14 protein-coding genes and 2 riboswitches are annotated in these 14,455 nt (G+C 43.2%); of the genes, 1 reads left to right on the forward strand and 13 read right to left on the reverse strand.

The genetic code is table 11. From position 1 onward, the window contains the following. Positions 1-25 precede the first annotated feature (25 nt). Complete coding sequence (queF, locus tag MHH50_RS16515) at positions 26-499, reverse strand: preQ(1) synthase (protein WP_036687775.1); 474 nt, start codon at positions 497-499, stop codon at positions 26-28. 163 nt (positions 500-662) lie between these two features. After that, positions 663-706, reverse strand: a riboswitch (PreQ1 riboswitch). 313 nt (positions 707-1,019) lie between these two features. On the opposite strand from queF, the gene MHH50_RS16520 reads away from it, so the two are divergent. Next, entirely contained in the window at positions 1,020-1,355 is a 336-nt protein-coding gene (locus MHH50_RS16520; RefSeq protein WP_036687547.1) for a hypothetical protein, read from the forward strand. A gap of 64 nt (positions 1,356-1,419) precedes the next feature. Here the strand turns inward: MHH50_RS16520 and murB are convergent, their stop codons facing one another. From murB to MHH50_RS16580, 12 genes are all read right to left on the reverse strand, one after another. Then, a complete protein-coding gene (murB, locus tag MHH50_RS16525) occupies positions 1,420-2,331 on the reverse strand; it encodes a UDP-N-acetylmuramate dehydrogenase (protein WP_076304129.1) in 912 nt (303 codons plus the stop codon). 150 nt (positions 2,332-2,481) lie between these two features. Beyond that, entirely contained in the window at positions 2,482-3,282 is an 801-nt protein-coding gene (locus tag MHH50_RS16530) for an ABC transporter ATP-binding protein (RefSeq protein WP_036687549.1), read from the reverse strand. 55 nt (positions 3,283-3,337) lie between these two features. Then, a complete protein-coding gene (locus tag MHH50_RS16535) occupies positions 3,338-4,372 on the reverse strand; it encodes an iron ABC transporter permease (RefSeq protein WP_076308311.1) in 1,035 nt (344 codons plus the stop codon). Beyond that, positions 4,372-5,427 carry an iron ABC transporter permease gene (locus tag MHH50_RS16540; protein ID WP_076217749.1) on the reverse strand — a complete coding sequence of 352 codons (1,056 nt, stop codon included), beginning with the start codon at positions 5,425-5,427 and terminating at the stop codon, positions 4,372-4,374. The genes MHH50_RS16535 and MHH50_RS16540 overlap by 1 nt, the downstream gene beginning before the upstream one ends. Before the next feature lie 220 nt (positions 5,428-5,647). Continuing rightward, positions 5,648-6,655, reverse strand: coding sequence for an iron-hydroxamate ABC transporter substrate-binding protein (locus tag MHH50_RS16545; protein ID WP_081387190.1), 1,008 nt, complete (start codon positions 6,653-6,655; stop codon positions 5,648-5,650). A 203-nt stretch (positions 6,656-6,858) separates the two neighbouring features. Then, positions 6,859-8,676, reverse strand: a complete 1,818-nt coding sequence (locus tag MHH50_RS16550; RefSeq protein WP_076126699.1) for an APC family permease — start codon at positions 8,674-8,676, stop codon at positions 6,859-6,861. Between the two features lie 124 nt (positions 8,677-8,800). Next, positions 8,801-8,960, reverse strand: a riboswitch (cyclic di-AMP (ydaO/yuaA leader). 194 nt (positions 8,961-9,154) lie between these two features. Continuing rightward, a complete protein-coding gene (locus MHH50_RS16555; protein WP_076126701.1) occupies positions 9,155-9,619 on the reverse strand; it encodes a disulfide oxidoreductase in 465 nt (154 codons plus the stop codon). Then, positions 9,616-10,332 (reverse strand): DsbA family protein, encoded by a 717-nt coding sequence (locus MHH50_RS16560; RefSeq protein ID WP_076126808.1) that lies wholly within the window; start codon positions 10,330-10,332, stop codon positions 9,616-9,618. Before MHH50_RS16560 ends, MHH50_RS16555 begins: the two co-directional genes overlap by 4 nt. 197 nt (positions 10,333-10,529) lie before the next feature. Next, positions 10,530-11,846 (reverse strand): hemolysin family protein, encoded by a 1,317-nt coding sequence (locus MHH50_RS16565; protein WP_036687555.1) that lies wholly within the window; start codon positions 11,844-11,846, stop codon positions 10,530-10,532. Between the two features lie 314 nt (positions 11,847-12,160). Next, on the reverse strand, positions 12,161-12,625 hold the full coding sequence (gerQ, locus tag MHH50_RS16570; protein WP_036687556.1) for a spore coat protein GerQ: 465 nt from the start codon (positions 12,623-12,625) through the stop codon (positions 12,161-12,163). A gap of 144 nt (positions 12,626-12,769) precedes the next feature. Next, entirely contained in the window at positions 12,770-13,201 is a 432-nt protein-coding gene (locus tag MHH50_RS16575; protein WP_076126705.1) for a cell wall hydrolase, read from the reverse strand. A gap of 806 nt (positions 13,202-14,007) precedes the next feature. Beyond that, complete coding sequence (locus MHH50_RS16580; RefSeq protein WP_036687780.1) at positions 14,008-14,400, reverse strand: DUF2500 domain-containing protein; 393 nt, start codon at positions 14,398-14,400, stop codon at positions 14,008-14,010. Between the last annotated feature and the right edge of the window lie 55 nt (positions 14,401-14,455).

Consider the following 14,455-nt stretch of genomic DNA (forward strand, 5'->3'; position numbering starts at 1 on the left):
ATCTCTCCTTATCACAAGTTGGAATTTAGCGGTTGTCCACTTTTTCTGGATAGAGGTCGTGATTGATTAAGCGGTGTTCCGCCATCGCCTCATACTTCGTACCCGGTCTTCCATAGTTGCAATAAGGATCAATTGAAATGCCTCCGCGCGGAGTGAACTTGCCCCATACCTCAATGTAACGCGGATCCATCAGTGAGATCAGATCATTCATAATAATGTTGACACAGTCCTCATGAAAATCACCATGGTTGCGGAAGCTAAACAGATACAGCTTTAATGATTTGGACTCCACCATTTTTTGTTCAGGAATATACGAAATATACAGCGTGGCAAAATCCGGCTGACCCGTTACAGGACACAAGCTAGTGAACTCAGGGCAGTTGAATTTAACAAAATAATCACGCCCGGGATGTTTGTTATCAAACACCTCCAGAATGTCTGGATCATAACCAAACTTGTACTGTGTTCCCTGATTACCAAGCAAAGTAACTTCTTGCATTTCCTCTTTCAATCTTCCTTCTGACACGACAAAAAACCCCTCTCTTTTCCTTCGGCCTTGGCCGGTAATGGAAAGAAGAACGAGATTTCGAAAACTTGGCTCCACTAAGAAGAAACGGAAGCAACGTCCGGATAAAGGACAGCAACCGCTTGTACTGTTTAATATATTCTTAGTTTTTTATAGAGGGAGTTCGCGAACCTCTCCTGCACAACTTTAGCGCAGACTTCTTCTTAAAGCATATTGCGTCTTGAACTATACCATGGGTAGCCCGCTCCTGACAAGTTCTACTCTTTACTGTTACCTTATATAGATCAACAAATAACTCCAGGTTACCGCGGATAGATCTGCGTATGTAGAGTTTATGAAGTTCAAAAACAATGCCAATTTGTTCGTGAATTTCTTTTTTAATCACATGAATTATTCATACAGTTAATTAATATGTGGCAAAAAAAAGGATTCAAATCCTAAGAAAAGGGTAACTTATTCATAATAATCTTCGAGCTAAGGGTGGGAGCATTTTATGGAACAAAGTATACAGCAGCTTATGGATTGGCTTAACAATCATTTGAATGAAACAATCGCTATTGAAAAGAAAGAACTTCGTGATTTGGATAAAGTTCATTTCAATTTAGAGTCCGTAGATTTCCGGAGTGCAGACGACGTAATTGATGAATATCTTGGAAGTGCACTGATATTAAGAGGTTTTGGCAGCACACTTAACGCCGATGGTGAACTGGTATCCCTGCCACAATCCACTTATGATTTAGCTGTTGAAGGTCTTCAAATCGTAGACTTAGCCGACCGCAAGGCAGAAATAACTACGGACAGAGCTAATTACACCCTTTCAGTAGATTAAACGAACATGATTATGATAAGCAAAAAGAGCCCACAGCGATCTGCGGGCTCTTTTTGCTTATCATTTATTCTTCTCCAATGATCTCCACTTCCGTTTCCAGCTCTACACCGAATTTATCCTTCACAGTCGCTCTTACATGGTGGATTAGCCCGATGTAATCACTGGCTGTTGCATTATCTGCATTCACAATAAATCCCGCATGCTTCTTGGATACCTCAGCACCGCCGATTCTTGTACCCTGTAAGCCGCTCTCTTGAATTAACTGACCTGCAAAACGGCCTGGAGGCCGCTTAAATACACTCCCACAGGATGGATACTCAAGCGGTTGCTTCGATTCACGTAAATAAGTTAGTTCATCCATTTTTGCCTTGATCGTTAAAACATCACCGGAAGTCATAGCAAATTTGGCCTCAAGTACAATATACTCACCGCTTGCGAATACACTTTTTCTGTATCCCCATTGCAGCTCATCTCCTTGCAGAGTTACCAATTGCCCGTTCTTATTTATAGCTAGTGCACTATGCAGGACATCTTTGATCTCACCGCCATAAGCACCTGCGTTCATATAGAGCGCTCCACCAACTGTTCCTGGAATGCCACAGGCGAACTCAAGACCCGTAAGCTCCTTATCACGCGCATATCTGGAAACATCAATTATTTTGGCACCACATTGCGCATATAAGAGATTGTCGCGAATTCCCATTTCGGTAAGTCCTGCTGTTTGCAGAACGATTCCACGTACCCCTCCATCACGGATAATCACATTGGAGCCATTCCCAAGTACCGTAAGGGTTATCCCATTTTGTTCTGCATATGTAACGATCTTTTGAATTTCATCATAAGTAGCTGGTGCAGCCAAAATATCAGCTTTGCCGCCCATTTTAGTGTACACGTGATCTTTTAAATTCTCATGACTTTTCACTATTCCTGCGGTCATTAGCTGCTCTAGATCATCTTGAATTTTGTCAATATTCATGTTTTCATGCTCCTTTAACCATGTATAAATGATGGTCCTTGATCTATTTTAAAGAGTTATTATGAAATTGTAGGCAACCACAACTGTAACAACGAACAGGCTCCCTTGTCAATGACGGGAGCCTGTTCGTTGTATGTTTTTAGATGATAATTACACAGCTTTATAGGCAGCAAGCTCGTAAGGAAGACACAGTGGCACACCCGTACGTGGATCCGGAACGATATCCGCTTCAATTCCAAACACTTCCCGCAATACATCTGGTGTCATAACCTCAGTAGGTGAGCCTTCGCTAACCACAGTACCGGACTTAATCGCTACCATATGCTGCGCATAACGAGTAGCATGATTCAAATCATGCACGACCATGATAATGGTACGGCCTTCTTCCTCATTCAGCTTTTGCAAAAGTTGAAGAACTTCGAGCTGATGCGCCATATCTAGGAACGTTGTAGGCTCGTCAAGGAATAAAATATCTGTTTCTTGAGCCAACGCCATAGCGATCCAAGCGCGTTGACGTTGTCCACCAGAGAGACGGTCAATAGGGCGATCATGAAAAGATTCCATGCCCGTAACAGAGATGGCGTTGGAGATGATGTTGCGATCCTCTGCAGTCATCGTGCCAAATCCTTTTTGATGAGGGAAACGACCGTAGCTGACCAGCTCAGATACCGTCAGACCGTCAGGAGCCGTTGGGTTCTGCGGTAGAATCGCTAGCTGACGAGCAACCTCTTTAGTTGAAAAGTTATGGATCGATTTGCCGTCCAGCATTACGGTGCCACTCTTCGGCTTCATAATCCGGGCCATCGTTTTGAGGATTGTAGATTTACCGGAGCCGTTAGCGCCCACTAGTGCGGTGATTTTCCCCGTAGGGATAGACAAGTTCAATCCCTTAACTATAGTAGCCTCAGCATACCCAATACTTAATTCTTCTGTATTCAAACGTTCTGACATGATCTACAACTCCCTTAAAAGTTTTATGGAGCTATGCTCCTAAGTATGAACTAATTTACGCTTTCGACTTGGCGAGTAAATATAAAAAGTAAGGTGCGCCAATAATCGCAACCACAATGCCAGTAGGAACTTCGGCAGGTTGCAATACCCATCTACCAATGGTATCAGCGGTAATCATAAGAAGCGCCCCTGTCAAAGCACTAGCAGGTAATAACACCTGATGACGGGGTCCCACCAGCCTGCGAGCCAGATGTGGTGCTATCAGGCCGACGAAGCCAATACCTCCGCTTACCGCGACGCAGGAGCCGGCAAGCGCTACGGCTGTTACCAGAAGGAGAATACGTTCCTTCTCCACACGCATTCCTAGACCTAATGAAGTATGGTCCCCTAGATTCAATACATTTAGAACCCGGGCTTTATAGAAGGCGAACGGTAACAGAATCGCGATCCAAGGCAGCAAAGCAAGGACGAATCTCCAATCCCCACCCCATATTTTCCCGGCGATCCAAGTAGCTACAAATTGATAATTATTAGGATCAAGCCTAAGTGCCATTACAAGCTGGCAAGCATTGATTCCTGCAGCGACCGCAATCCCGATAAGGATCAGCCTTGTAGGAGACAGACCATCTGCCTTCCGGTAGGCAAGAATATAGATTAAAGCTGCGGTCAGGCCAGCCCCACCAAGCGCTAGGAGAGGCAAGACAAATACCGGAGCTGCTGTTGTAGCCGGAAAAAACGAGATAAAAATGATTACCGCAAAACCTGCACCAGCACTTATGCCCAGCGTAGCCGGTTCTGCGAGTGCATTACGTGCGAGACTTTGTAGAATACAGCCCGATACTGCAAAGCCCGCTCCAACTAACAATGAAATTACGATGCGGGGTAATCTGAAATCAAATAAAATAAGCTTTTGCTGATGTGTTCCATCACCCATGAGTGTATGTAATACCTCTAGTGGGGATAGACGCATAAACCCTGTATTCATACTGACTATAAACACAACGACGATCAGTATAGCAAGGAGCACTAACACCGTTAAGGCGCGTGTGCGGCGTTCTTTTTCATCTGGAGTAAGGGTTAATTTGGGCATTACAGCTCCCCCTTCCGCTTACTCGCTAAATAAATAAAGAACGGTACGCCGATGATGGCAATTAAAGCTCCTAGCGGTGTCTCATAAGGTGCATTTATCATTCTTGCGGCAATATCTGCAAAGATAATCAATAAGCTCCCTAGAACTGCCGAGCAAGGGATAATCCAGCGGTAGTCCACTCCAACGAAATAACGTGTAACATGTGGAATAATTAGTCCTATAAAAGCAATCGGGCCAACCGTTGAAACCGCACTTCCAGCTAAGATAACCACAACAATCATACATGCCAATTGAACTAACCTTGTCCGCTGCCCCAGACCAACCGCAACTTCTCTTCCTAAGCTGAGCAATGTGACGGATCGTGATAACATCATCGCTGCAATTAAGGCTACGGCCACCCAAGGGAATATAATCTTGATCTGAGTCCAGCTAGCTCCACCCATCCCACCAGCTAACCAGAAGGCTATGTCCTGAGATAAGTTGAAAAGAATAGCTACTCCCTGACTAATAGCAACCAATAAAGCACTAACTGCCGAACCTGCTAATGTCAATCGCAAGGGGGTCAGGCCATTAAAAGAAAGCGAACCGATTCCGAATACGATAAAAGAGGCCACAGCGGCACCGATAAAGCAATACAACATTAGTGAAGTGAATGAGAGTGAGGGTGCAAAAGCAAATACTATGGCCAGCGCTACCCCTGCTCCTGCATTCAAACCTAACAGCCCTGAATCCGCAAGCGGGTTTCTTGTCATCCCCTGCATGATAGCCCCTGCTACTGCGAAGCAAGCACCGACTAAGGCGCCAGCAATAGCACGTGGAAATCGCAGTTCTCTAATCACCTGATGTTTTTGTAAATCTGGATTGAAATGAAATATAGCTTCCCATACCGTAGCTAACTTGATATCTGCCGCACCCACTGAGACCGAAAGTGCCAATCCGAAGGCAATGGCAGCAAGTCCAAAAATAAGAATACCAATGGCAGCTGCCGGTCGGGTATGTAGAGCTTTTTTGGGTTCATTTTTAATACGATTTGCGAAATCTGAGGGTGAAACCATGAGTCGTCTCCTTATTCAATAGTTACAATGGTTTATATGATAACAACAATCATTCTCATTATCGCAAAAATATTTATGTTGTACAATTGCAGGAACGATTTTTCCGTACTATGGGATTGGTTTATAAAAAAATGGTGCAGATCTTTGTATCCCGAGATACTTGATCTGCACGCCCTTCCCCACCGAAATGATCAGTCTCATTCATGGTGAATTACGACTTTTATTTCACAAGACTTTTTAGCACATCGTCAATGATTTTGCTGCCAGCGTTCGCCCCACTGTAAAGCCAACTGCTTGTTGAGCTCATTTCATGCACATTTCCAGCTTTTACAGCTGGGATGCCCTTCCAGATTGCACTATCTAGAATCTCCGAACCCTCAGTCTTATCACTATTTACAAGGAAAATATGATCTGCGGTCAGCTCAGAAAGCTTCTCTAGTGAGATCGGATTCCAAGTTGCTCTTGTTCCTACTGGGATCTCTGTTACTAAGTTAGGCAGCGTTACGCCAAGGTCTGTATATAATACAGCTCCACTGCTGCGGGTTTCGTCTACAATATAGAAGTTTTTTTGCACCAACCATAGAATCGCCGCGGACTCTTGTCCAATAGCTCCTGTAAGCTGTTCTTTCGCAGCCGCTGCTTTAACATCATAATCTTTGATGGCTTTTTCTGCTTCAGGGGTTTTGTTCAAAATCTCACCCATCTTGAGCAACGATTTGCGCCAATCTTGATTTAGTTCATCCCCAATTACATAAGTGGGTGCAATCTTATTCAACTGATCGTAAATCCCGTTCTGAACAGAAGACTCCGATGGGATGATAATAAGATCCGGAGCAAAGCTGGTTACAGCCTCTAACGGAAGGTCGTAACTAATTGTAGGAACATCCTTCAATTCAGTGGCCAGATAATCCTGAACGCCATTTGTAACTGACCATTGAGCTACTGGAGTTACACCCAGAGTTACCAAAGAGTCTTCCAAATATGAACCCAGAACGCGCTGTGGATTAGCCGGAATCGTTACTTTATGACCCATTGCATCTGTTAACGTCTTAGGTGCAGCAGGTGCCTCTGTAGATTCTGCTGTAGGCGCTGTTGTAGGCGCTGTTCCTGCATTTGATGAGCTTTCAGCATTATTATTACCACAAGCGGAAAGTATTAGCGTCATCACTATTAGTCCGCTCATCGTCACTTTCATGCTTCCTGATCTTTTTCTGTTAAGCCAAAACATTAAAAACCCTCCTATATGTAACTGCTTTGATATTCAAAGGTGACCTTTACCTCTGCTTCACTTTTAAATGATATTGATTCTCATTCTCTGTGTCAACATATAAATTTCAAATTCTGTGGATTTGCAACAATTTCCTTCATATAAAATACAAAAGAGGTTATATTCCGAACGTTCCGGATATAACCTCATCTTTAATCTTCTACTTATTTATTTAAATGATACGGGACAGTCGCTACTACAACGTCCTTTTGATTCATTAGATACGAGCGGATTAAAAAGCTGGTCTGATTATGAAGCACGGCTTGCCACCAATGTTTGGTAATAAACTGTGGAATCAGAATCGTGATGTGATCCGTCGCAGCGGTCTTCCACTCTACCGTATCGATAAACTTCACTAACGGACGAATGATACTACGATATCTGGAACGAAGTACAATCAGGCGTACACCTGGATTCCATTCCTCCCACCGTTGCTCCATCTTATGAATGTCTTCTTCATCAAAGCCTACATACACAGCAACAACATTATCTGTTAGAGACTTCGCATAGCTGATGGAATGTAATACAGCACGTGTAACCCCTGCTACAGGAACAACTACAGTACTTCCTTTAATTACAGGTTTATCCGTAGCCGGACATATACGCAGTTGATCCGCAGTGTTCAAATAGTGCTTATGAATACGGTGGAACACGAACATTACAGCAGGTAAGAAAATGAATGCCATCCATACGCTCGAGAATTTAGTAATGATAAATATAAGCGTAATCGTCAATGTAGTCAGCATACCGATGGTATTTACTACAAATCTTTTCACCCATCCAGCGGGTCTTGTTTTGATCCAATGCACCATCATCCCCAGTTGGGATAAGGTAAAAGGAATGAACACGCCTACCGCATATAGTGGAATCAAACCTTCCGTATTCCCATGGAATGCAGTCACAAGTATGATAGACATAACTCCTAGAAAAATAATGCCGTTTGAGAAGCCAAGGCGGTCACCACGGACCATAAATGCATGTGGCAGATATTTATCTTTTGCAAACATAAAGGCAAGCAGCGGAAACGCTGAATATGCTGTATTAGCTGCCAAGAACAAAATCACTGCTGTAATCCCTTGAATGAAAAAGTACAATCCGCCACGGCCAAAGGTCGATTCAGCGATCTGAGAGACAACCGTAGCCTTTTCATCTGGCACAATCCCATACCAATACGCCAGCACAGTGATTCCGGTAAACATAAAGCCAAGGATAAGTCCCATGATCATTAGCGTCTTGGCTGCATTCTTCTCAGCGGGTGCTTTAAAGTTTGGGATCGCATTAGATACGGCCTCAACCCCCGTTAGGGCTGAACAACCAGAGCTAAACGCTTTTAATAGTAGAAACAAACTTACATTAGATACGGCGCTGCCTATTTCAGGAACATTCGCATGCGCGCCACCCATTGCATATTTAACGATACCGGAGATAATCAGAACAACAATCGAAACCACAAACAAATACACTGGAATTGCGATAAATGAAGCCGATTCAGTCACTCCGCGAAGATTAATGATTGTTAATAAAACGATAACAGATACAGCGATGAGAACAGTATGATTATGAAGACTTGGAAAAGCCGATGTGATCGCATCCGTCCCTGCCGAGGCACTAACCGCTACGGTAAGAATGTAATCCACCAATAATGAACCCCCAGCGAGCAGCCCTGTCGGAATACCAAGATTACTCTTGGCTACGATATAAGCTCCGCCTCCTTGCGGATAAGCAAAAATCGTCTGCCGATAGGATAAAATCAGGATGGCCAGCAGGCCCAATACGGCTAATGCAATTGGCAGGGAATACCAGATGGCAGTAAACCCGGCAGCCACTAGTACAATCAGAATTTGTTCCGTTCCGTAGGCTACAGACGAGAGCGCATCAGAAGACAGAACAGCCAGTGCTTTAACCTTGGATAACTTTTCATGATCGAGTTCATTCGACTTCATCGGACGTCCGATCAATAGTCGTTTTACCTTGCTTACCATGGTGGATACAGTTCCTTTCTTTGGGAGCTGAAACGGAATTTCCGTGCGCTGTTTTCATCGGTGGATTTCATAAATGCAGACACAAAAATAAGCATACGGAAATGATCCGCATGCTTATGCATGGTCATTTTCCCACCTTGCTTACGAGGTTAGCTGGCGGATTCGGGCTGTGGTTATAGCCCTACGGTAGAGGTCTGTTCGACCCGGTTCCGATTCACCCCATTGGCATGAATGCCAAGTTTGGTTCCCCCGTTTTTCCTAAGAAAATTCAGCGCATATTCAACTTCTCACAAGGTCTAATATTAGTCTACAAAGTGCCTACAGTAAAGCGTTGAAAAAAATGAAAAAAGAATGAAAAAACATCCAATAAGCTCAAATATAGCGTCTTATTGGATGCTCTCTTTCATTATCTTCAATTATCCCTCTAGCCCGTGATTTTAATACCTTTTCAGCTTTTTTGTACCTTCCAAAGTAAAAACTAAAATCCTAAGCTCTCCTCAGCATCTACTTCAATCACTTCTTCTTCCCTACGTCCATACCAAAGAAGGAGACTTATTAGAGCAAACGCTATTAAAGCTAACAAAGGAATCGTTATAAATCCGAAGTAGTTCAAGTAATCTTTATTACAAGGAACACCAACTGTACAAGGTAGAACTTTACTTAACGCTGGAATCTTCTGTTCCGCATAATGATAGATTGAGATACTGCCACCAATCAAACTTAATGGAAGCACATAAGGAATGATGCGCTTATCTCCACGGAAAGTGGCAATTCCCAATAAAAATAACTGCGGATACATAAAAATCCGCTGAAACCAGCAAAGCTTACAAGGTTCATACTTCAAGACTTCACTTAAATACAAGCTACCAGCTACAGCAACCAAAGAGACGAACCAGGCCAGATAGAGGCAGTTACGCTTGCAAAAAGATAGGAATTTTGTCACTTTGCCTCCACTGCTTTTGCGGCGGTGTTAATTTCAGATGTAATCGCTTCAATATCGAAAGGTTCAGCCGTTTTCACTCCATTAATGTAGAGCGAAGGCGTAGTTGTCACGCCTGCGTCAGTTGCCAACTGAATGTCTTTCTTCAGCTCATCTGCATAAGTTTTCTCTTGGATGTCTTTACGCAACAGATCATAATCGATCGCTAATTTCTCTTTTTCAGCAAGGCTTACCAAGAAATCCTCAGTGGCCCATTCCACGCTCTCATCCCCTTGCTGCGCATACACAGCATCATAGAACTTCCAGAATTCATCCTTATTCTGATGGTATACAGACAATGCAGCTAGTGAAGCTGTCTCAGAGTCAGGACCAACAAAAGCCATATTTACAAAGTAAAGAGCTGCTTTTCCCTCGTTGACAAAATCTTGAACAATTTTCGGTTTCATGGAGCCAGCAAATTGGGAACAAGCTGGACATTTGAAATCACCAAATTCAACAAGCTTAACAGGTGCATCCTCATTACCAATCCTAGGTAGCTCACTGTAATTGAATTCTACCGGTTCTCCTGTAGAGACATTCTTTGCTGCATCTTTCGAAGCTAACATAAACAATCCAACAAAAATGATAACTACTACAGCTATTGAACTAATAACTAAAATTCTCGTTTTCTGCTTCTGTTGCTCCTGTTCTACCCGTCGTTTCTCTTGTTTGCTCAACTGGGGAACATTTGGACTTTTTTTAGGTTTACTCAAGGAGAATTCCTTTCTGTCCTCTAGGGACTAATGTAGTTTTTATCATATACATTTAAAATTATATAATTATTAATCTCTTTTTGGCAAACAGTATGGTCAAAAAAAACAGCGTAACTCCAAAAGGAGAAACGCTGCTCTTATTTTAAAAATATATAATTCCATTAAGCTCCAGCTTCTTCATTCAATAACTGTAACCGCAATAGCTTAATTCGAGAAATTCGCTTATTCTCAGTCTCTTCTACAATAAATAGATGATCATCAAATTCTACGGATTGCCCTTTTTGAGGTGGATTAACCTCCAATTTAGAATACAGCCAGCCGCCTATCGTATCGTAATCCTCAGTCTCCATATGAAGACCTAAAAGATCATTAATCTCTTCAATAAGCATCAAACCGTCAATGGAGTGTTCATCCTCGCCAAGCTTCTCAACACCGGGACGTTCCTCATCAAATTCATCCTGAATTTCTCCAACAATTTCCTCCATGATATCTTCCAGTGTCACCATTCCTGAAGTACCCCCATACTCATCGATCAATATGGCGATTTGTGTCTTCGCACGCTGCATAACTTTCAGCAAAGCACTAATCTGAATGGATTCCGGCACGGTCAATATTGGACGAATTAATTTCTGATAACTTTGTGGACGATCCTTAATTAAGTCCTTTATATGGATGAAGCCTAAAATATGATCCTTATCACCGTCACAGACGGGATAACGTGTCCTCATGCCATCATAGGCAATCTCAAGGTTCTCCTCAGCAGAAACATGATTATTCAGACAGATCATCTCTGTCCGCGGAATCATAATCTCCCGAGCCATGGTATCCACAAATTCAAAAATATTGTCAACTAACGCCATTTCAGTATTATCTATAAAGCCGCTTTTGTTACTTTCCTGCATGATAATACGAATTTCTTCTTCCGTATGCGCCGTTCCCAGCTCTGAAGCCGGGGCTAATCGGAAAATTTGCAGTAAACCACGCGCCAGCCCATTAACGATCCATATCACTGGATACATGATTTTGTAAAATACATTCATCGGTCCTGCTGTTAGTAAAAGGACAGATTCAGCCTTGTTAACAGCAATGGTCTTAGGTGCAAGCTCACCTAATACGATATGCAAGATAGTAATGAACATAAGAGCAATAACCAAAGATACAACATTAACAGCAGTTTCTCCTAAACCTATGCTTCCTAATAAAGGCCCGATAAGATTAGCTATAGCTGGTTGACCCAGCCACCCTAATGCAAGCGAAGCCAATGTAATGCCGAGCTGACAGGCTGAGAGGTAGCCATCCAGGTTGCTGACAATGCTTTTTGCATTAAAAGCTTTTTTACTACCTTCTTCAATCAGGGTATCAATTCTACCACTTCGTACTTTCACCATTGCATATTCGACTGAAACAAAAAATCCGTTTAACAATACCAACAAAATAATAAGACCAACATGTAATATACCGGGTAAAGGGTCGCTCAATTTATACTCCTATCCACCATTTTCCGTACATGGATGGATAGGCCCACCTCCTTCGTTTTTTCAGAGTATTGGCAAAATGCTTGCCGTTTGTTCCTTTCAGTATCAATTTCCCAATGGTTTCATCTCCAGTCTAGAATCACGTTTTTGAATATATACTTTATTATATTAATATATTGGGGCAAACCGCAAGCATGCGTGTCCTTTCGAAAAAAAATGGGCGATGATTATCAAGATTATTCCATAAATTCATCACAAATAAAAAGAACTCCTAACCTTTTGGCGTTGGAGTTCTTCTCATCGAAGATGGATTAAATTTAGCGACAATTTCTCATCGTTGGAGGATTGCCAATTACACCTGGGTATTGGTAAGTAAGGGGCTCATCGAAGGTAGCATAATCAAAATAAATCATAAGTAAGACGGTGCGTTGGCCGGTCGCAGGGTCACTGATAATAATGTGGTCACGGCCTGCCGCTTCCAGCACACCCTTGTAAACTTTGGCATTCCAGTCTTTATTGTTCTCATAAGTAAAATAAAACGTACCTACTTTTCCTAAATTCAGGCGGAAAATATTCTCAATGTAGGATTGTTCGAACGTTTGTGGTGGATTCTGAACTACTACTCCCCCTGGAGTCATTGGACTGCCACTGCTTACTTGGGGTGGCATGCTGCCCATGCCTTGCATTCCAGATGACATCGGCATTCCGGAAGACATTGGCATACCTGAAGAAGAGACACTACCGATGGTATAAGTTACGGGGCGGTAAGGTTGAACGATCATTTACTGAAACCTCCTAAATGTTTATCAGAGCATAAGCTCCTTTGGACACTAATGAAACTTACATTTGGACACAATTGAAATCACACTAACTTTCTGTGAGAATTACTCATTTTATTGAGTAATTCTCTTTGCACAGTTACCATCCTAATTGCCGATAAATACAGTCGGGCAATCTTCTCCGGTCGGAGTAAAGAAGCAATGGGCTTTAAAGCGGCCTGTGTTTTGTTGGTTATACCAGGTTGCAGGACAATCACCTGCGGGTCTGAAGAACCACAAAGCATTGGTAGCTGGCCAGGTTCTTTCACCAGCAATTACACGTTTGGCTAGACGGATATCTGCTTCTCTGGCTCGCTGGTAGAAGTATCCCTTCTGCGGCGCTTCGAAACCTCCAGGACTTTGATAGACCATATCATTCACATTTCGAATGTTATTAAAGTCCAAGCAATTGCCAAGAATCCGGTTGACGCCAACATTGCCGACCATGAGCATGCCGAGATCTCCATCTTCCTCAGCTTCCGCTCTCATCAACCGCGCCAGCACCTTCACATCTTCCGAGTTCGTTTTGATGACGGCCACGCTGTCTCCTCCTTGGGGTCACTTCTTGTAGCAACCTCGTTCTTAACTGCATGCTGTATAGTATGTGCATTCGCCTAAGAGGTGACAGTTCCCGCCTATTTTTTAGAGTAGGGATCTTTCCTTTTAACCACTCAGCAAATCCCCATTATCTACACTCTAAGCTGCGTATGTCCAATTACATTTGCGCTACAGCGTCGGTGTCGGGGTCGGTGGCAGCATCAGAGTCGACGTCGATGTTAGCGTCGAATCGGTGTCGATGTTAGCAACAATTATCAACGTCAGCATCGATGTTCTTGTTAACGACAGCTTTAGCATCAGAGTCGACGTCGGTGGTAGCGTCGAACGGTGCTGGAATCGGGCTCGGTGTTAGCAACAATGTCCACGTTAGATCAATTTCCTTGTTAGCAACTGCGTCAACGTCAGCACCCGCTCAGAAGGCGCTATCGGACACAGCTGACCTTATTCGCGATATTAATCCACTTTTCGGATTCTAACGGACCCGAAAGCCCCTATTGGCCCGCAAAGCACCGATTATAAGCCTCTTTCTAATGAATAGCTGCATTGGAGTCCGAAACTAGGCTCAAAAGACTGTGAATTTGCAAATAACGTCATCTGGGTCCGCAAGGTGAGAGGGTAATGAAGATCTGACACTTAATAGATGATCGCACCTACAGTGAGCTTTGAGAGCTACGGTATCAGTGAGCTTTGAGAGCTACAGAATCAATGAGCTTGAATGGTACATAACTAAAACGAAAACAGCGATCCCCATGAGCATGAGGATCGCTGTTTTGATTTAATACAAATGACTACTCCGCAGTTGAGTATTGTGGCTGTCGTTGGAATCCATGATATCTGGTTCCTTGATAAGTAAGCATTCCTCTATCGCCTTCTGCACTCAAGCCATATTCATGGCCATCTACTTTAAATTCCATGCGACTACCGCCCTCCAGCTCGTACGTTAAATAGTAAGTTGTACTAGTACGAGTTGAGCCATTCTCTTCCTGAAGCTGCTGCTGTCGTACTTCAGTCCGTTTGCTAACGATATGCGCAGGGATTGTTAGTATGGGGGAGCCATTGTTCCTGCCCCATTGAAGCAAGCCCCTGCCTGCTGATATAGCAAGAATACCAATCATAACAACGATAAAGATCGGCATCACCGTTCCGGCAAAATCAAACATCCATGAAAGATCCGGGCCCATTCCCATGACAGTTTCCCCCTTCTTCCTCTTGTAATTCAGCCTAATTGCTGCGTTC

This window comes from Paenibacillus sp. FSL H3-0302, from assembly GCF_037982245.1.
In the GTDB taxonomy this organism is placed as follows: Bacteria; Bacillota; Bacilli; order Paenibacillales; family Paenibacillaceae; genus Paenibacillus_AQ; species Paenibacillus_AQ odorifer.